The organism is Ochrobactrum sp. C6C9 (assembly GCF_022627935.1).
GTDB lineage: Bacteria > Pseudomonadota > Alphaproteobacteria > Rhizobiales > Rhizobiaceae > Brucella > Brucella teleogrylli.
The window spans coordinates 92,680-111,538 of the sequence record NZ_JABXGB010000014.1 but is presented as its reverse complement, the minus strand read 5'-3'; the positions used below and the strand labels follow the sequence as shown (position 1 = coordinate 111,538).

Genomic DNA, 18,859 nt, shown 5'->3' with positions numbered 1-18,859 from the left:
GCTTCCCAACAACATGTTCTTCGATGCCGTGTGATAGACAAGAGGATGGGCCTCCGCAAGTTTTCTAGAGCGTTCCGGTTAAGATTGAATCGTGGGAAGCGCTACCAGAGTTTCTGCCGAAAGATGTTCGATCAGCGCGCGGGCTGATGATGTCAGTTCGTCCGGCGCGCGTATGCAAAGCGACAAATGCCGTGTGGCCCAAGTGTCCGTCAGCGCAATCGGCACGATGCTCGTCGTTGTCATCATGCGATGAGCGACCAGTTCCGGGATGATCGCCAGGCCGACGCCAGCGGCGACCATGGGGCAAATGCTCTCGAATGTGCGCAGTCGCGTGCGCATCTTCAGCTTGACGCCAAGGCGTGCCGCATGCGCTTCGATGTGATCGTAGAGCGCGCCGGAATAGAGGCCAATGAACGGTTCATGCAGGACATCGGCAAGACACGTCGATTTTCTGGCGGCAAGGGAGTGCTGCTGCCCGGTGATGAGAACCAGCCGGTCGATGGTGAAGGGGATGAGAACCAGACCACCGGTATCGACCGCGTTGGACAATATGCCGATCTCGACAAAGCCGCTCGCAACGGACCTTGCGATTTCCGCGCTCTGCCGTTCTTTCAGTTCGACGTCGATCTGTGGATTGTCTGCCATGAACTGCGCGAGCCGCATGGGAAGATACTCGGTCACAGCGGCTGTGTTGGCTGCCACGCGCACGGTTGAGCGCATGCCTTTGGCATGGGTGATGAGGTCCGCATGCATGTCGGTCATCTGGCGCAGCACGAGGCGCGCATGATGGGCAAGCGCTTCACCCGCCGCAGTGAGGGTGACGCCGCGTCTGCCGCGTTCGAGAAGCTTGACCTCGCCAATGGCTTCCATGTCACGCAGGCGTTCGCTGGCCGAGGGCAGGGCGAGCCCCACTTCCGTTGCGCCATGCGTAATACTTCCGGCGTCGGCAACGGCGATGAAAAGGCGAAGGTCTGTGAGGTCAAAACGCATGCATATTTATCGCTTATATTCTGCCTTCGGTAAAGCCGAAGGCAGAATATGGAACTTCCGCATTTCGCAAAATGGGGAATTCTCTATAGCGGAAGCATGACCCAATCCGTCGCACTTCTCGTCACGATTACGCTTACTTTCCTCGGCGCAGGCTTCGTCAAAGGCCTGACCGGCATGGGGTTGCCGACTGTCGCCATGGGTGTATTGGGGGCGTTGATCTCGCCGCTCACTGCCGCGAGCCTGCTGATTGTTCCGTCATTCATTACCAATGTTTGGCAGCTGCTGGCCGGGCCAAGTTTTCGTGCGCTGGCTCTGCGCCTGTGGGCGATGATGGTCGCAATCATCGCTGGAACGTGGATCGGCTCCTTCCTGCTGGTGGGCGGTGAAACGATCCTGACGGCGTCGCTGCTCGGCGCAAGTCTGGTCATTTATGCCGGATACACCCTTTTCGCCCGACAGTGGCAGGTATCGCGGCGGCATGAAGTCTGGCTGTCTCCGCTGATCGGTTTATTGACCGGCCTGATTGCCGGTGCGACCGGTGTGTTTGTGATTCCAGCCGTTCCCTATCTTCAGGCACTGGGCTTGAAGAAAGACGATCTCGTGCAGGCGCTGGGATTGTCCTTCACGGTATCGACGATTGCGCTGGCGATCGGGCTCTCCTCACATCAGGCCTATAGCGGCGATATCCTTCTGATTTCGCTCGCAGCTGTCCTGCCTGCGCTGGCTGGCATGGGGCTTGGGCAGCTTTTCCGCCATAAAATAAGTCCAGAACGGTTTCGCCTCTGGTTTCTTGTCGGGCTTATGCTATTGGGTGCGGAAATGCTGGTGAGGCCGATTTTCTTATTAAGCTTTCAATAGCGGAAGAATTTTCTTTTCTCATCCGAGACATGCGGATTTGCTTTCTTGTTCGCATATACCGGAGACAGGATACTCACGCTCCATGAATTGCGGGATCTGTTGCAGTTCCCGGGAAAGCTCGGAATAGACAGGCCGCCTCTGGCTGTAGTGTGACATGACACGACATAATCCTCCTGACCATAACGGAGCGCCTTGGTGGCGATTCCGGATGTTTAATCCGATGCTTGCTGGCGCAACGCTGCGCGAACGCGCCATTGCCTGTGTCGGTGCGCTGGTGGGCATTGCTCTCACCGGTTTCGTCTCGGGGCTTTTGTTGGGTAAGGGGCCATATCTGCCGCTGATCGTTGCACCCATCGGCGCTTCGGCGGTGCTGCTGTTCGCCGTGCCGAACAGTCCGCTTGCGCAGCCATGGTCGATCATCGGCGGCAATACGATTTCGGCGCTAGTGGGTGTGATTGTGGCCCAGTATGTCAGCGATCCGGCGCTCGCCATCGGTCTTGGCGTTTCGCTGGCAATCGCAGCCATGTCGGTCACCCGCAGCCTGCATCCGCCCGGCGGCGCTGCTGCGCTGACGGCTGTGCTGGGTGGTCAGGCGGTCGCCAGCTGGGGACTGTGGTTCCCGCTTGTGCCGGTCGGCTTCAATTCATGTCTGCTGGTGGGGCTGGGCATCCTGTTTCACAAGCTTTCCCGGCGCAAATATCCGCATAATGTGGCGGCTGCCCCGGTGAGCATGCACGCGACCAAGGACTTGCCCCCTTCCGTGCGGGCAGGCATCCGCGAAGAGGATATCGATGAAGCGCTGAACACACTGGACGAAAGTTTCGACATTGATCGCAACGATCTTGGCCGGTTGCTGCGGCAGGTTGAGTTGCAGGCATCGATCCGCGCGCATGGCGATCTGACCTGCGCCGATATCATGTCTCGTGACGTCATCAGCATTGGGGAAAACGATACCGCCGATCAGGCCCGTCATCTTCTTCTGCGCCATCGCATCCTGACCTTGCCGGTGACGGGCGCGGATGGGCGACTGACTGGCATGGTGGGCCTGCGTGAGCTGGTTCAGCCCGGTGAAAGCCTCAAGGATCATGTGGTCCCGGCGATCACGGCTGCCCCGGACGATGCGGCAATGGGCCTGCTTCCGGTCCTGACCGATGGTCTGACGCATGTGGCGGTGATCGTGGACGAGAACAGGTTTGTGGTCGGCGTCGTGTCGAAAAGCGACCTTCTCAGTGCCATTGCGCGCGTTCTGCCCCAAACTGCCCCGGTTTCCATCCGGGCCGCAGCTTGACATTTCGGCTGGCGTCTCCGAGTCCCCGCCGGAAATACCCTATTGAATAAAAAGCGGATTTTGGGCAGGGTTTACTCCCAAGACAATGTCGGTGAGTGAATATGTCCGTCCAGCGCGTAAGCTTCTATATTCTACTGGCGCTCGTCACGATCGCCTTCGCCTGGCTGCTCATCCCTTATTACACCGCAGTCCTGTGGGCGGTCATTCTCGCCGTTATCTTCTATCCGGTTCAGCAATATCTCGTGCGGGTTCTGCGCGGACGGCGCAATCTAGCGGCTTTCATGTCGGTGCTGATGTGTATCTGTCTGGTCATCATTCCAATGCTGATCATTTTCAGCTCGCTGGTGCAGGAAGGAAACTCGCTTTACCAACGACTGAGCAGCCGGGAATTTGACCTGAACAGCTATATCACCAGCATTCTTTCCGTACTGCCGGATTCGCTGGAAGACTGGCTCAAGCGCTTTGAGCTTGGCAGTTTCGCCGAATGGCGCTCGCGAATTTCATCGACGATCCTACAAGGCAGCCAGCTATTCGCTGGGCGTCTGGTCAGCTTTGGCCAGAACACGCTGCAATTTTTTATCGGCTTCGGCATCATGCTCTATCTGCTGTTCTTCCTGTTTCGCGACGGTGCGGATCTTGGACGCAGAATCCGGCAGGCAATCCCGCTGAGCGATGACTACACGCGCCAGTTTTTGGAGAAATTCACCGCTGTTATCCGTGCGACGGTCAAAGGCAATATCATCATCGCGATCATTCAGGGTTTGATCGGCGGCGTCGCTTTCTGGCTGCTGGGCATCGAAGCCGCCCTGCTGTGGGGCGTGATGATGACCTTCTTTTCCATGCTACCAGCGGTTGGCGCAGCTCTCGTCTGGGTGCCTGCCGCCGTATGGTTCTTCGTCAGCGGCGACTGGGGCAAAGGCGTCATTCTGGTCCTGATCGGAACGCTGGTTATCGGTCTCGTGGATAATCTGCTGCGCCCACCGCTGGTCGGCAAGGGCACGCGCATGCCGGACTATGTGGTGCTGATCTCGACGGTTGGCGGCATTTCACTGGTCGGCATTAACGGCTTTGTCATCGGGCCGTTGATCGCCGCCATGTTTATTGCCGCATGGTCGCTGCTGGCCGAAGAACAGAAGGACAAGCCCATTGCCGCCGACAGTCCCAAACCAGCAGCGGCGAAGGCAAGACGCTCGAAATAAGGTCGCAGAAAGATCAGGCGACTTTGAGCGTTTCCACCGGCAAGCCGGTATCGGTCATCTTGTTGTCGATGCCGTTTTCATCGAGAAACTGCTTCATCTCCGCATAGGTCTCAAACCATGCGCGGTTGTATTTGTCGAATAGCGACTGATCCCAATAGTCTTCCAGACGGAACGGCTTGTCGCTGAACACGTCATAGCTCGGAATCTTGTAGGTCTCGGCAAATTCGGCGGTACGGCTGTCATAGGTGAAATAGACAGACGGCACGCCATTGGCGAGCGCCATCAGGTTTCCGTGCAGGCGATAACCAAGCACAAGCTGCTGCTGACGCACGAGGTTCTCATAGTCGGCCACAACATCGGAATAGAACATCTTGTTCCGGTAGAGGTTTTCGATTTCATCATCGAAATACCAGTCGGCGGTCCAGCGATGGCCTTTCAGTGCGGCGATGGCCTCTTCCTTCTGCTCGGGCGTGCCGAATACCATCTTTTTCTCGTCAATCTCGCCTTGCGCCATGAGGGTAACGTCGAAGCGCCGCGCCATTGTCTTGATGAGATCACGGTGGCGGGTGAGATATTGCTCAATGTCCTGTGCATAGGCAGGTGAAACCTCGCGGCGTACAGTGACGCCAACCTTTTGCACGCTGTCGAGCGGCGGCAGCTTGATGCGCAAATGCTGGTTGTTGCGGCGGAAGGCCGTGGGGCAACCGATGATGCGCACATTGCGAATGCCGATATCGTTCAGGACCTGCGCCGTATAAGCGCCGCGAACGCCGATGGAAACGGTCGAATCCGCGATGATGCGTAGCACGGCCTTGGTTTCTTCGGAAAGTTCCAGCGCACCCTTGGAGGGGGCCTGCGCGCCAATGCCAAAAGCGATGACGGGCAGTTTCAACCGTTGCAGGACGGCGATACTCTCGCGCCAGTTCATGTCCTTGTTGACATAGTTCGACCCGCGCAGGATGACATAGTCATATTCCTCGCGCAGTTGGTCGATCTTTTCCGGCGAATAAGCGGTTATGGGAAGCTCGGACGCCTTTTCATAATTCATCAGCTTGAGCGATGACTCGAACACGAAAGCATCGCCGATATTGTGATAGTGGTTGATGCTGCCCTGCACGTCGGTGTGACGATACCAGCGCACATTGTCGTGGTCATACACTTCTCCAGCGGGAATCATCACGAGGGCGCGGGGGGCACGGGCCATTCGGTTTTCCTTTAGTTGAGTTTAAGTTCAGACGAGCCAGGCTCAGCTTGCCTGAGAGAGGACAGTTTCACTCACTGTCGGCTTCGGTTTGCGAGGCTTCGCCTCGCGCAATCGGTTATAAAGGTCGAGATGTTCCTTGGCGCAATCCACATAGTGTACAGGACGACGGATGGAATTGTGAAGTCGATCCCATATGCTCGGCTCGCTTAGAACTTCCGTGAAACGGTCAGCCAGATCTTCAGCGCTGCGGACGCGGAAATGCAGACCGTCTTCACCGTCGCGGATTTTCTCGGCCATGCCGCCAATGTCGGAGCAGATCACCGGGCGACGATGATGCAAGGCTTCCTGAATAACGATGGGTGAATTTTCCCACCAGATCGACGGCATCACCACCCAATCGACCGATTGCATGAGACGCGGCATTTCCGAATTCTGGTAAGCACCATAAAAGCGCACGCGGGGACCAGCCTCTTCGATCAGTTTCTGCATGCGCTCCTGAAAGGCGGGCGGCTGCTTTTCCAGATTGCCGCCGAAAATCATCAGGCGGGAATCTTCGCCCCACACCTGTTCCGGCACACGCGATACCGCATCAACCAGCACATCTATGCCTTTGAACGGATTGATCTGGCCGAAAAAGGCGAAGCGGCTGCGGCGCGGGTTCGGGCCGGTCAGTTCGCGTGGCGGCGTAACTTCGCGGATGGCGATCCCATTTTCGATGACGGCCATCTTGTCGGGGCTCAGCCCCCATTCATGATAGCGGTTTGCCAGAAACTGGCTTGGCGAAATGAAGGCATCGGCCAGTTCCAGCATCCCGCGCACAAAGCGCTCGCGCTTGAGAAACCGCGCTGGCGGAACCTGCGGAAAGCAGGCGTGGCAATCGATGGGCGAGGCCTCGTTGCAAAGCTTCGAGGTTCCGGCTTTGACCATCTGGCCGTCATTGTTGCAGATCGACAGGAATTCATGGAACGTGACCAGAATAATGCGATCCGGCAAGGCCTCGCGGATTGCGTAAAGCGTTTCCAGTCCGAGTCCCATCACATGATGGAAATGCACGATATCCGGATCGAAATCGCGCACGAAACGCAGCAGATCGCGACGGATTTCGTCCGTGTTCTTGTTCGACAGGTAGAAGTGATCGTATTCGTCGGCATGAAACAGGATTTCGTCGCTGGCGCGGCGCATGCTCATCAATGCCGTCGTGCCATGACGCGGAATCGGGTGCCCGGCGCGGGCTAAATAGACCGACTGCACGCCGGGAATGGCGTTCAGGCCCTTGTGCAAATTATAAGATGCGATTTCACCGCCGCCGAGGGAAATCGACGGGTGGGCGTGCGATATAACCAGAACGCGGAGTTTGTCGCTCATGCGGGTTCCTCAATCGGTGCGCTGCGCCTGCCAGCAAGAATAGTCGACCAGCGCGCATCAAAGACCTGACGGTCGATCCGCTCGATCAATGCGATGGTTGATGCCCGGTCGGTGACAGACACATCGTCGGAGCCAAGCATTTGCGCTGATGGCAGCCAATAGGAGCGCAGGCCGGATTGTTTGAGTTTCAAGCCAAGGTCGAGGCCTTTTTCATGCGTGCCGAGATAGCCGCGCGTGAATCCGCCGACCGAAAACAACGCATCACGGGGCAGGATGCAGCATTCGAAGGTCGCGGTGGCGACTTCGGTAAGAGACATGCCGGAAACGGAATCCATCGGATAACCGGCATAACGGCTGATGAGGGCGCGATCCGATTGCGGGCCGGCAACCCAGGTTCCGGCCCAGCGGATGGAATCGTCTTCGTAAACGAGTGTCGGCGACAGTACGCAGTCGTGATGCGCGTCATAGGCCGTGACGAGCTTGTTCAACCAGCCTGCGCGTCGCGGCAACAGCGAACCTGCCAAAAAGACCACCTTGTCGGTTGTAACGGCGCGCGCGCCCACTTCCAGCGCATCGTAGAGGTCTTCCGAGCCGCTGGCAGAAACAAGGCGGATGCACAGACGATAGAAGTCGGCGAGCCTTCGAACCTGCACGCCGATGCGGTCGATGATTTCCGTCGCCGCCGAAATGACAATCGGCGCGATGCGGGTTTCGGGATCGAGTGCGAGCAGGGCCAGCAAAGGCTCGATCTCTTCTACTCGTTCATCGACGCCGATGATGATCGCCAGATTGGCGGCGTGATTGACCGCGTCTTCGAACGGGCCGAGATCGACCACGCCAAACACTTCTGGCGCCGGGCGGCTGACGCCGCTGAGCAGCGGAACAAGCTGCTGATCGACAATGTGGCGCAGCGCCCAGGCATTCGGGTCCGTCGCGCGTATCTGCCGGACAATCGCATCGCGTGATGTGACACGGGTCGGCGTCAGCGGATGAAAGGCGCGGCGTCCATCGCTGATGGCAAGCTCGATATAGAAGGGTGATGTGCTATCGCCCGCGAGTTCAGGTGCAAAGGCCACGAAACCATGCGCATGGCGGTTCGGGTCGAGACCGGCATTGAAGGGCGGCTGGTTGTCGAATTCGCGGGTGACGTCAGGCCGGTCATAACGGGTCCATGTGCCGTCGATCTGTATCTCGCCGCGATGGCGGCGCAGCTTGACGCTTTCCACATGGCTGTCGGGGTCGAGTAGCCAGCCGGAAACCAGTATGCCGCTGCCCTCAACACGGAACACATTGTCGATGCCAAGCCGCACCGGGAAAGGCAGGCCGGAAACGGTCTCGCCGCCGTCAAAGCGGTTGGCGGCGGAGCGCAGCCGGAGCAAAATATCCGTCGAACTGCGCACACGCGGCAGGATGGCGCGAATATGGCTTGGCGTCTCGCGCGATCCCGCCAGCAGCCTGCGATCATAGACTTCCGTGAAGCGCCAGCCGCGCCGCCCGCGAAACAACAGCCGTTCAATGTCGTTGGGCTCTACCGGCTCATTGGCAAGCAGCAATCCGGCAAAGCCCGACGCCTGATCGTTGAGATCGGGGCGCGCGAAAACGCTGATCGAACATTCCGCCAGTGAAGAGTTTTTGCCGCTGATGAGCAGTCGTGTGACGGCGGGCGTCAAATCCTGCGCCCAGCCCTGAACGAAAATCTCGCCTTCATCGCTGCCGCCAATCAGCTCGATACAGCCATCGGAGCGCGCACCCACCTGCAAAAGAACGGTGATGGCGGCAAGTTTCTTGCGTCCGATAGGACCGGAGATCAGCCCTTCCACCAGTTCATCGATGACCGTTGGCAGGCTCGGCCCGGCCAGATCGCCGATCATGGCGACGAAATCGGCCACAGGTGCTGCGCGCGAGGCGAAATTGTAACGCGCGACCTTCGCCTTGTGCTGGAACATGATCGTCTTCAAGATGCCCCGGCGCAAAATGCCGGTCGGCACAATCGCGACGAATCCATGGGTTCCGGCGGGCGACGGCTCCTTCAGCGGCCAGGTGACGATGTTCACCTTGACGCTCAATGCCGGATCGCCATTCAGAAAGGCAGTGACCTGATCGCCGGTCGCATTGCCGATCCCAAGCACGAGCAGAAGCGTATCTTCGATCACACAGCCGACAACCATCTCGCCTTCCATCATCATGGGCGGGCGTTCCGATGGTCGGGCAGGTTTTACTGCCGGTTGCTGCGTGGCGGGTCGTTCGTCTTGCGTCATGGGTTTCCCCTCAGCGCATCACGAAAAGCGTCAGGATAGCACCCGCGACGAAGCCCGCCATCACATACATCAGCATGAATAGCAGCTTCACGTCGCCACCGGCGCGTTTGCGCACGTCGTCAATGCGCTTTTCGAGCCCAGCGACCACACCATCCATGCGCATGATGTGCACGTCGAGCTCGGTCATGCGTTGATGCAGATCGGTGCGCAATCCGTCGACGGATGTGGCTATGTCCGCCATTTCGGCAGGCGCAGCGTTGCCCGAACTATCGAGCACCGGGGCTACGCGTTGCAGTGAACGCTGGTTGACCTGCAATTGGCGTTGCGCGGCCATCAGCATGTCGAGCTTGTCGAGAATGCGCGTCATCGGCGCTGCAATTAGCGCTTCGGCGGCCTGTTCGTCGGGCTTCGGCACACGCAGTTTCTGCTCATTGCCTGCCGCATTGGCTGCGACGACAACAAGTTCACCGGCGCGGGCAGCCGCGAATTGCGGCAGCATCACTTCGAAAGCATGCAGGCCGTCGCCGATGCCGTTGCGCTTCAGGTCGGGACGTTCCTTGTCCGCCGGTGCTTCCGCGATGGGTTTGTCATCAAGAAGAACGCGGATCAAAAGCCGTTCCGTGGGCGCTCCGGGATCAAACGCCCAGCCGTAAAGGCGGCCTTCCTCGATGGCGTCAACGCGTCCTTTCATGGCTTCTGTCCTCTGAGGTGCGGCAGATGCAGTCTGTGCTGCTGCCGGATTTGCTGCCCCTTCGGCTGGAACTTTGGTCGCGATGTTCATAGTGTACCTCTTATGCTGCCTCGACACGGGTCGTTCGCAGTGTTCCGATCAGATCGAGATAGCGCGATGCCGTCGTGTCGATAGTGTCCGGATGGCGTGCATTGCGGCTCAGCGACTGACGCAGCTCCGGGTTTTCCGCCATACGACGCATGGCTTCCGCCAGCGCCTGCGGATCATTGGGCGGAACGGTCAGTCCGTTCACGCCGTCCGTAATCATTTCAGCCATGCCGCCGATATTGGAGCAGATGACCGGGCAATCCTGTCCCTGCGCTTCCTGAATGACGAGGGGCGCATTTTCCCACCAGATCGACGGCATGATGGCGCAATCGACGGTGCGGATAAGCTGCGCGATATCTTCACGCCGATAGGCGCCACGCCGTTGCACGAAGGGGGCCGTGTCAGAGAAAAGCTGGTCGATCTCGCTGACAAAGCTCTCGCTTTGAAAGGGTGCCGCACCATGCACGCGCAATTCGAAATCGAAACCTTCATTGATGAGTTGCTGCGCTGCCCGGAGCAGAACCGTCGCGCCCTTCCATGGGTTCAGATTGCCGAAATAGCCGAAGACAGGCTTGGTTCTTGCGCGGCGCGGGGTGTCGATAGCAGGGCGCTCCGGCTGGCCGTTGGGAATGACGCTGATCAGCTCTTCCGACAGGCCCCAGTCAACATAACGCTGTTTCAGGAATTCGCTGGGAGACACGAAGGCGTCGACAGCGCTCAACAATGATTTGATATGGCGCTCGCGCAGTACGAATTTGTCGAGCGCTATGTCCTTGAAACAGGCATGACAGCGATCCGGGCTGGCGCCGTAGCAGAGTTCCTTGCCGGTCGTACGCACCATCAGCCCGTCATGGTGACAGATCGGGTAATAGTCGTGCAATGTCAGGACGATACGGCAATCCGGCAATGTGCGGCGGACGATATGCGGAAATTCTGCGCCCAGCAGCAACAGATGGTGAAGATGCACCACATCCGGGCGAAAATCCTTCAGCAGTTCCACAATGTCCGGCACGATGCCGTAGAGATCGACCTGGCTCAGGTTGAAACGGTCAAAATGACCCGACCAGAGCAGGATTTCATCGCCGCCGTTACCTATGCTCTGAAAGCTGGTTCCCGGGCGTTCCTGACGGTGAATCTTGTTGGTGGCTCCCAGAAACAATGCTTCGCAACCGGCGCGCTGATAGGCGCGGAACAGGTCATGCGCGAAGATTTCCGTCCCGCCGGGATGCAGCGAGGGGTGATTATGGGCAGCAACGAGCATGCGTTCGGCCATCAGGCAGCGCCTCCGCGTGTTGCGATGAAGAGGTCCTGATAATGGTCGGATGCGATCCCGCGCCAGTGACCGAAGGATTTCAGTTCCAGCGACAGGCCGACACCTGCAAGGGCGCGATCCATAAAGCCGTTCTCAAAGCCGACGGCGGCAAGCGGCGGAAGTTCCGGCACATACCAGCAGGGCCCCGCACCGCTGCGTTCGAAACTGAGGCGCGGATCGCGTTTGCCATGGCGATCGCGCGCGGCAATATCATCCACGACAAACGCCGTCATGAACAATTTGCCGCCGGGCGCCAGCACGCGCGCGATCTCCCGCAGATAGACTTTGACTTCGTCAGCGTCGAGATGTGTCACCACCGATGTCATGATGACGAAATCGACGCTCTTGTCGGGAAACGGCAGAACGAGGTGAAGGCCATCGACAGCGCCACGCGGATTATAGAGCGCATGGGCAATGTCGATATGTTGGAACTGAAAGTTCGGATAAAGCGCGCTGATATGCTGGCGACACCAGCTTGTCCCGCCCGCAACCGGGTCGATGCCCGCATAACGACCTTTGGCTGGGTCGAGATATTGCGTCAGTGGCACCGCCATGCGCCCGATGCCCGAACCGATATCGAGAACGCGCGCGTCGGGCCTGAGGCCACCTTTGCGGATGAAATGTCCGAGAAACTCGGCACCGACAGCCCGGAAATCGCCGTCGCCGACAAACACGCTGTTGGGGTCGGGAGAGGGCAGGAAGCGGTTCTTCAAGACGGCGCGTGTCAGCCAGCCGATCTGTTCTTCGGGGATTGGAAGTTTGGTTTCAGGCTGTTTCAGCGCTACCACGTCGGTCAAGCGACGCTCCTTTCATATTTGGCATCGATCACATTGGCCGACGGCGCGGTCTGCGCTTCGTCTTCAGGCGGAGCCATCAGGTCGGTGATGTCTTCATCCCAGCGCTGGGTATGCAGCCAGGAATTATATTGGCTGGCGAGACCACGCATATAATCGGCGCTGCGGCGGATCGAGCGCCGCTCGAAATGGTAGAGCGCCACGGCAGGGTCGTAGTAGACCTGAAAGCCGAGCTGGCGGATTTTCAGGCAAAGATCGCTGTCTTCATAGTCGCCGATCACATAGTCTTCAGTATATCCGCCGACGAGATCCAAGATATCCTTGCGGGTTATAAGGCAGGCACCAGTAACGCCGGGCACATCGCGTCCCACAAGGGCAGGAGCATAGCTGCCGGGCATGCCCTTGTAATAATGATGGTTGAGCCAGACGCCGTGGCGGTCACGAGCGAAATAGAGGCCCGCATGCTGGAGCGAGCCGTCTTCGAACAGCAGGCGAGGGCCGATAGCTCCAAGCCGCTTGTTATCGAAGAGCGGTTGCAGAAGCTGTTGCAGCCAGCCGTGCTTTTCCGGCACGACATCAGAATTCAGCATCACAATGGCGGTGCCCGTTGCTACGCTTGCACCGGCATTGCAGGCGCGGGCATAACCGCCATTGCGGTTCATGATGACAAGGCGAAACGGCAGATCGTGCAATATATGCAGGCCGCCCAGCATATGCTCGGTGTCGTCGTGTATTTCCGGCGAATCGAGAACGAAAATCAGTTCGGCATTGCGGACGATCCATGGATCGGTCGCCATGGCCGAAAACTGGAAGCGCAGAAAATCGAGATTGCGATAAAGCGGAATGACGATTGAGGCGACCGGATTGGCGGGTATCGTGCCGAAATCCTTGACCTCCGAAATGCGCACGGTTGCGCCGAGCTTCTTTTCCACTTCGGTCAAGGCCGGGGCGAGAATGGTCTCGAACACCTTCGGGCGGGCATGTTGCGGCGGCACGGCGCGCAAGATGCGCTTGCGCTGCTCCGCCGGTTCGAATGGCTGCGGGGCAGGAACAAGCGGCGCGGTTGCACCGGATGTAAGCCGCATCTGGAAACGCGGTTGCAGAAGTGGGCCAAGGTGCTTGGCCGCAGGCAGCCACGCGACGAAACCCGTCACATCGGCCTGCGGGGCATCTTCACGCTTGGCGATCTTGCCGGGGAATTTGTGGAAATGGGCTTTCAGCGAAATCGCACTGCCATTGGCCGGCAGATATTCGATATCGCCCAGCATGGCGGAGGGATCGTGATACCACCCGCCAACGATCAGCCCGTTATCCAGTGCAAGCGCGAGATCGATTTCCGCTGCCGGGTTATGGCTTGCGGATTGCGTGATCTGGCGCACCGGAAGAGGCGAACGGCTTTGCAGATCGATGGCGACCGCAGGGCCGCTTGTGCCGAGTTTGGCGAGTTCGCCAACCAGAAATTCGCGCAGATCGGCATTGCCTTGCCATTTGGACCACCATTTGCCGAAATCCATCGGCTCTGACGGGCCATCGGCGAGTTTGCGGATCGCAACACCTTTTTGTCCTGTTAGGACGAACAGAAAGGATGATGGCAGATCCTGTGGCGATTCGACCAGAAGATGGCAGGGTTGCCACGCCTTGCGTGATTGCTGTCCGACCGTGAAGCGCGGCGGGATGACGATGACGCTTCCATTACTGACGCCATAGATGGCAGAAATTTCGCCCAGCATCGGGTCAACGGCGGTTTCCAGTAGATGATGCCCCGCAACCGGCTGGCCACAGTTCTGGATATCGCGCGGTTCCGGGGTCAGCGCCAGCGTGATGTCACGGACGAGGGCTGCAAAAGTCTGATTGCGCGACAGGCGAAACGCGCTGCGCCACGTGGAGAGAATGGTCGAGAGCAGCTTGATATGCCCGGGCAGCGTCAGGTCCGACAGGATGCGCTCGCTATCAAAGGATGCAAGTTCGTTGGCGGGGTAGAGAACGGTCTGAACAGTGGGGCCGAGGGAACCCGCAGAAAGCGCAAACTCGACCGGCTCGCTGCCGGTGCGCATGGCCCAGAACATACGCGTGCCGCCGCTTTCCAGCGGAATGCCGACGCTCAGCAGAGGCACCGGCTGAACAGGCATTTCGAGCGCGCATTTGGTCGACTGGCGTGCCGGGCTTGGAATATCCCAGGCAATCACTGCAATATCGGCGCAAAGACGGCAAATCGAAAGGTTTTCGGGTTTGCTTTCCCGGAGGTCGCGCGAGCCGATATCGCTTGCCCCGATGCCGCTTGCAAATTCCGCCGAATGGTCGAGGTTCAATGCGAATACCCTTTCATTCTTGTCGGATGCAGGAATTCAACAACAAGCCCGCATTCTGATCCGAAAACTGGCAGTCACTTTTCGGAATTCGCTTCAAAAGAAAACGTGCCCGGCGGGAGGCTGCCGGGCACGCCATCATTGGTTCAATCAGTGAACGGTGAAGTACTGGTCGGGATGCGACTGTACGTCGTCGGCACTGGTGTTCACGAGGGTAACGCTGTCGCCATTGCCGAGATCGACAACGACATTGCCACCAACCTGCGTGACGCGATCGGCAAGATCGTCCGCGGACGAAATGTCGAGGCCATTGATACCCTTCTGAATCTGAAGGATGTCCTCGCCAGGATTGAAGTCGAGAATGACGTCGTTTCCGCCGCCACCATTGAACAGGAACGTGTCGCTCCCGTTGCCCCCGATAAGGATGTCGTTTCCGGCGCCGCCATCAAGGATGTCGTTGCCGTTGCCGCCATACAGGATATCGTTGTGCGCGCCGCCATAGAGCAGGTCACTGCCGTTGCCGCCCTGGAGAATGTCATCTCCATTGCCGCCAAACAGCACGTCGCTGCCATTGCCGCCGCTCAGGACATCGTTTCCTTCATTGCCGTAAAGAATGTCATTGCCATTCTCGCCGAATAGGGTGTCGTTCCCCGTACCGCCGAAAAGAATGTCGCTGCCATTCCCACCGAAGATGGTGTCATTGCCATCCCCTCCGAAAACGAGATCATCACCGCCATGGGCACGGATGAAATCGTCAAAGCGGGAGCCGAACAACACGTCGTCGTAGGCGCCGCCTTCTAGAGTGGCCATCTGCTTCTCCTTGTGTTCCGTTGGGTTTCACAAGCCGGAATGCTCCGACCATTATGCTCGTAGTAGTCTGATACGTATCTTTGATAAATACAACATCGGAAAATGGTATAATTATAGAAATGCCGTGTAACAATTTATTACGGAAACTTTATATTCCAGAATTGTGAACTTCTTTTAAAATTACTTTTGTATCAAATATAATTTGTATTTGGATTATATTTAAGCGCAAATTGCTTCAAAATTTGAAACGTCACGGAATTGTCAAGAAAATGCCTGTTTTTCAAAACGATGCCGCCGCGCATCGTTTCCAATGCGCGGCGGCGATAGAATTTGAAATTGCGTACTTAATTCAAACTATACTGTAGAACGCATTTTCTAAATGTCCGGGTAAGAACGCGCAGTTTCGACCTTAATCCTCGCGGAATGCGCGGTTCAGACTGTCGGTGATCGGCGAAACAATATAGTCGATTGCGCGGCGTTCCTTGTGCACGATGATGACTTCGGCGGGCATGCCCGGATACATACGGGCTGTCGGATTGGCGGACAAAGAATCCGGATTAATCTCAGCGCGGGCCACGAAATAGGCCGTGTTGGTTTTGTCGTCGATCGTCTGGTCGGCGGCGATATAGGTCAGTTTGCCATCGAAGGGCGCCATGGACCGCTGATTATAGGCAGTCAGCTTGATCTGCGCCTTTGAACCCACCGCAACGCTGTCGATATCGTTGGGGCTGACTTTCATTTCCACCAGAAGCGGTTCATTTTCAGGAACGATATCCATGATCGCTTCGGCGGGAGAGATGACCCCGCCCGGTGTGCGCAGGCGAATATTGGCGACGATGCCGTCCTGCGGGGCGAGTACCTCAACGCGACGCATCACGTCTTTCGCCGCGATGATCTGCTCTTCCGCGTCAGAAAGTTCGACCTGACTGGTCGTGATTTCACCGGCAATCTCCGATTGCAGGTCGCTTTCAATGCCGGAAAGGGCGAATTCTGCGCCTGCCTTGGCTTGTTCGGCTTTGGCCTTGTCGCCGGTATATTCACCCCGGTCGCCCGCAAGCTGGCTCAACCGGGTCTCGATTTCGGTCAGCTTGGATTTCTGCGCAAAGCCTTTTTCGACCAGGCTGGCGATTGCCTTGCGTTGCTCTTCGATCAACGCGATCTGGCGGTCGGTGGCGGCGATCTGCGCCGTCGATGCCTTGGCCTGTTCGGTATATTGCTCGATGGTTTTCTGCTGAATATCGATCTTGCTACGCTTCTGGGTCTTCCGCTTTTCGAAGAAGATCTGCTCGGCGCGCATGGCATTTTCTGCGTTCTCGCCACCTTCCGCGAATTTATCGGGGAAGGTGATTTCGGTTTCACCGGCCTGCTCGGCCCGCAGGCGCGCCAGTTTGGCGATGAGGCCGATCCGACGGCTTTCCAGCGATTTCAGCTGTGAGCGGGCCTTGGTGGCATCGAGACGAAGCAGTGGTTGGCCAGCCTTGACCAGATCGCCTTCCTGCACCAGCAACCGGTCGAGAATGCCACCTTCCAGATGGCTGATCGTCTTGCGCTTGGAATCGACGATGACGGTTCCGTTGGCGACAGCGGCACTGCCGAGCTCGGCAGAATAGGCCCAGGCGAAGAAGCCGCCAAAAGCGACGCCGATAGTGGCGAGGCCCGCGATGATCAGGCGGCGCAGCGGAGACTGGTTGTCCTCGCGTTCCAGATCATAGGCCCATTCGGGTTTGACGCTGCCGAAGCGGGTAAGTGCCGTGTGGTCTGACGATTCTGCACGCGGCGCGAGCAAATTCGAAACACGGCGCGGAATGACGGATTTTCCGGTCATGAGTTTACGGCTCCTGCCTGCGGATTATTGTTGCCGGGCGTCAGCGACGCCACAACGTCGGTGCGCGGGCCGAACTGGGTGATACGGCCGTTTTCCAGCACCAGCAGCTTGTCGGCAACCTGCATGATGGTCGGGCGATGGGCGATCATGATGACAATGGCACCGTCGTCGCGCGCATGTTCGATGGCGCGCATCAGGGCGCGTTCGCCGATGGCGTCGAGATTGGAATTGGGTTCATCAAGCACGATCAGACGCGGGCGATTATAGAGGCAGCGCGCAAGGCCGATGCGCTGGCGCTGGCCGCCCGAAAGCGTCAGCCGCCCATCACCGACCGGCGTGTCGTAGCCGAGCGGCATGCGCCCGATCATCTCGTGCACATCGGCAAGACGGGCGGCTTCCAGCACACGATGTGGATCGCTGTCGCCCATGCGCGCAATGTTGTCCTTGATTGTGCCGTCCAAAAGCGAAACCGACTGCGGCAGGTAACCGGCGATCTCGCCGAACGAACCGCGCTCCCAAAGATAGACATTGTTGCCGTCGAGGAAGACACCGCCCGAGGTGGGTTTAACGATGCCGATCAGCAGGCGCGCAAGTGTGGATTTACCTGCAGCCGAGGGGCCGACGACGCCCAGCACTTCACCGGGCGAAATTGAAAAGGAGATGCCCTTGATGATCGGAACTTCAACGCCGGGCGCGGCATAAATCAGCTTGTCGATCACCAGATCGCCATTGGGGCGCGGCGTCGGCATGGTCTGGCGCACGGCGAGGTTTTCAGACAGGAGCGACTGAACGCGCTTCCAGCTTGCTATGGCGCTGACCCACTGACGCCAGTTCTCAACGATGCGGTCGAAAGGCATCAGCAGGCGACCGATGATGATGCTGGTCGCGATCATCGCGCCGGGGGTGATTTCCTGCTGCATGGCAAGCAGCGTACCGATGCCGAGCGAAGCAATCTGGATGATGAAGCGCGCTGTACGTGCAATAGACGACAGGGCTTTCACGCGGGTGCCGCCGAGGTCGAGCACTTCGAGCGCCTGCATCTGCACAGTGCGCCAGCGACGGGCGAGAGCAGGCAGCATGCCCATAGCCTCGATGACTTCCGCGTGGCGCAGGCTGCTACCGATTTTCGTCACGGCTTCGATATTGGCCTGATTGGCCTCCTGAATGAGATTACGCGTCAGGAGATCGGTCAACAGACCGCAGGCAACCAGAATGACGACCGCTATCACGCCGATCACGCCGAGCATCGGATGCAGCAGAAACAGCACGCCGAGGAAGATCGGCGACCATGCCGCGTCGAGCGGGGCATTGATGGCGGGCGAGGTCAGGAAGCCACGCAATTCGGTCAGGTCGCGCAGGGTCTGCGTCGCTTTCGGCAGCCCCTGATCGACCGAGGCCTGAACGGCGGCGGTCAACACGGCCAGGTTGAGACGGCGCACAAGCGCGGTGCCCATGGCCTGAAACGACAACGCCCGGATAAACTCCAGAACGCCGAATACGATCATCGCGCCGACCGCGAGAATCGTCAGCATGGTCAGTGTATCGAGACTGCGGCTGTTCAGGACGCGGTCATGAACCTGCAACATGTAGAGCGGTACGGTGAGTTGTAGCAAATTGATACAGGCACTTAAAAGCACCGCATAAAGCAGCCCTGACAGGAACACGCGCCGGGCCCGGTAAATTAGGCTTTTCGGCGAAATCCCCACTTCATCGGTGGCTTTTTTGCCGACGGAGCTCTTGCCATTTGGGTTCTTTTGGCCAGTATCGTTCATACGCGGTCTGCCTTGGTATGGTCACAGGTCGTGGATATCCCTAAAGAGAGTCACCCTTCTATCAGTATTATTCAAGTAATACCGCTCAGAATGTGACGGA

Annotated in this window: 14 protein-coding genes; 3 read left to right on the top strand and 11 right to left on the bottom strand. The window is 58.2% G+C overall.

Features of this window, described 5'->3' with window-relative positions; all coding sequences use genetic code 11:
- Positions 1 to 78: 78 nt before the first annotated feature.
- The gene (locus tag HWD97_RS13335; RefSeq protein ID WP_109367457.1) at positions 79 to 990 is read right to left on the bottom strand and encodes a LysR family transcriptional regulator; all 912 of its coding nucleotides are present in this window, start codon (positions 988 to 990) and stop codon (positions 79 to 81) included.
- A 96-nt stretch (positions 991 to 1,086) separates the two neighbouring features.
- On the opposite strand from HWD97_RS13335, the gene HWD97_RS13330 reads away from it, so the two are divergent.
- From HWD97_RS13330 to HWD97_RS13320, 3 genes are all read left to right on the top strand, one after another.
- Complete coding sequence (locus HWD97_RS13330) at positions 1,087 to 1,848, top strand: sulfite exporter TauE/SafE family protein (protein ID WP_109367997.1); 762 nt, start codon at positions 1,087 to 1,089, stop codon at positions 1,846 to 1,848.
- A 154-nt stretch (positions 1,849 to 2,002) separates the two neighbouring features.
- On the top strand, positions 2,003 to 3,136 hold the full coding sequence (locus HWD97_RS13325; protein ID WP_109367456.1) for an HPP family protein: 1,134 nt from the start codon (positions 2,003 to 2,005) through the stop codon (positions 3,134 to 3,136).
- Positions 3,137 to 3,237: 101 nt separating this feature from the next.
- Positions 3,238 to 4,335 carry an AI-2E family transporter gene (locus HWD97_RS13320; RefSeq protein WP_109367455.1) on the top strand — a complete coding sequence of 366 codons (1,098 nt, stop codon included), beginning with the start codon at positions 3,238 to 3,240 and terminating at the stop codon, positions 4,333 to 4,335.
- Between the two features lie 13 nt (positions 4,336 to 4,348).
- Here the strand turns inward: HWD97_RS13320 and HWD97_RS13315 are convergent, their stop codons facing one another.
- The 10 genes from HWD97_RS13315 to HWD97_RS13270 all read right to left on the bottom strand — a co-directional run bounded on the left by HWD97_RS13315 (position 4,349) and on the right by HWD97_RS13270 (position 18,759).
- The gene (locus HWD97_RS13315) at positions 4,349 to 5,539 is read right to left on the bottom strand and encodes a polysaccharide pyruvyl transferase family protein (RefSeq protein ID WP_109367454.1); all 1,191 of its coding nucleotides are present in this window, start codon (positions 5,537 to 5,539) and stop codon (positions 4,349 to 4,351) included.
- A gap of 42 nt (positions 5,540 to 5,581) precedes the next feature.
- Positions 5,582 to 6,904: a glycosyltransferase family 4 protein gene (locus HWD97_RS13310; protein ID WP_121538815.1), complete on the bottom strand. Its 1,323-nt coding sequence runs from the start codon at positions 6,902 to 6,904 to the stop codon at positions 5,582 to 5,584.
- Entirely contained in the window at positions 6,901 to 9,162 is a 2,262-nt protein-coding gene (locus HWD97_RS13305; protein WP_121538817.1) for a glycosyltransferase family 2 protein, read from the bottom strand. The genes HWD97_RS13310 and HWD97_RS13305 overlap by 4 nt, the downstream gene beginning before the upstream one ends.
- Positions 9,163 to 9,172: 10 nt before the next feature.
- Entirely contained in the window at positions 9,173 to 9,943 is a 771-nt protein-coding gene (locus tag HWD97_RS13300) for a hypothetical protein (protein ID WP_109367451.1), read from the bottom strand.
- A 10-nt stretch (positions 9,944 to 9,953) separates the two neighbouring features.
- Positions 9,954 to 11,213 (bottom strand): glycosyltransferase family 4 protein, encoded by a 1,260-nt coding sequence (locus HWD97_RS13295; protein WP_109367450.1) that lies wholly within the window; start codon positions 11,211 to 11,213, stop codon positions 9,954 to 9,956.
- Entirely contained in the window at positions 11,213 to 12,049 is an 837-nt protein-coding gene (locus tag HWD97_RS13290) for a class I SAM-dependent methyltransferase (protein WP_109367449.1), read from the bottom strand. The genes HWD97_RS13295 and HWD97_RS13290 overlap by 1 nt, the downstream gene beginning before the upstream one ends.
- Positions 12,046 to 14,355 carry a glycosyltransferase family 2 protein gene (locus HWD97_RS13285; protein ID WP_235858988.1) on the bottom strand — a complete coding sequence of 770 codons (2,310 nt, stop codon included), beginning with the start codon at positions 14,353 to 14,355 and terminating at the stop codon, positions 12,046 to 12,048. Before HWD97_RS13285 ends, HWD97_RS13290 begins: the two co-directional genes overlap by 4 nt.
- A 147-nt stretch (positions 14,356 to 14,502) precedes the next feature.
- Complete coding sequence (locus HWD97_RS13280; protein ID WP_109367448.1) at positions 14,503 to 15,162, bottom strand: calcium-binding protein; 660 nt, start codon at positions 15,160 to 15,162, stop codon at positions 14,503 to 14,505.
- Between the two features lie 409 nt (positions 15,163 to 15,571).
- Positions 15,572 to 16,987, bottom strand: coding sequence for an HlyD family type I secretion periplasmic adaptor subunit (locus HWD97_RS13275; protein ID WP_109367447.1), 1,416 nt, complete (start codon positions 16,985 to 16,987; stop codon positions 15,572 to 15,574).
- Entirely contained in the window at positions 16,984 to 18,759 is a 1,776-nt protein-coding gene (locus HWD97_RS13270) for a type I secretion system permease/ATPase (protein WP_109367446.1), read from the bottom strand. The genes HWD97_RS13275 and HWD97_RS13270 overlap by 4 nt, the downstream gene beginning before the upstream one ends.
- Positions 18,760 to 18,859 lie beyond the last annotated feature (100 nt).

Excerpts from the sequence above, each read along its gene's own strand:
- HWD97_RS13335 (WP_109367457.1), bottom strand. The coding sequence starts at position 990 with ATGCGTTTTGACCTCACAGACCTTCGCCTTTTCATCGCCGTTGCCGAC.
- HWD97_RS13330 (WP_109367997.1), top strand. The coding sequence starts at position 1,087 with ATGACCCAATCCGTCGCACTTCTCGTCACGATTACGCTTACTTTCCTC.
- HWD97_RS13325 (WP_109367456.1), top strand. The coding sequence starts at position 2,003 with ATGACACGACATAATCCTCCTGACCATAACGGAGCGCCTTGGTGGCGA.
- HWD97_RS13320 (WP_109367455.1), top strand. The coding sequence starts at position 3,238 with ATGTCCGTCCAGCGCGTAAGCTTCTATATTCTACTGGCGCTCGTCACG.
- HWD97_RS13315 (WP_109367454.1), bottom strand. The coding sequence starts at position 5,539 with ATGGCCCGTGCCCCCCGCGCCCTCGTGATGATTCCCGCTGGAGAAGTG.
- HWD97_RS13310 (WP_121538815.1), bottom strand. The coding sequence starts at position 6,904 with ATGAGCGACAAACTCCGCGTTCTGGTTATATCGCACGCCCACCCGTCG.
- HWD97_RS13305 (WP_121538817.1), bottom strand. The coding sequence starts at position 9,162 with ATGACGCAAGACGAACGACCCGCCACGCAGCAACCGGCAGTAAAACCT.
- HWD97_RS13300 (WP_109367451.1), bottom strand. The coding sequence starts at position 9,943 with ATGAACATCGCGACCAAAGTTCCAGCCGAAGGGGCAGCAAATCCGGCA.
- HWD97_RS13295 (WP_109367450.1), bottom strand. The coding sequence starts at position 11,213 with ATGGCCGAACGCATGCTCGTTGCTGCCCATAATCACCCCTCGCTGCAT.
- HWD97_RS13280 (WP_109367448.1), bottom strand. The coding sequence starts at position 15,162 with ATGGCCACTCTAGAAGGCGGCGCCTACGACGACGTGTTGTTCGGCTCC.
- HWD97_RS13275 (WP_109367447.1), bottom strand. The coding sequence starts at position 16,987 with ATGACCGGAAAATCCGTCATTCCGCGCCGTGTTTCGAATTTGCTCGCG.
- HWD97_RS13270 (WP_109367446.1), bottom strand. The coding sequence starts at position 18,759 with ATGAACGATACTGGCCAAAAGAACCCAAATGGCAAGAGCTCCGTCGGC.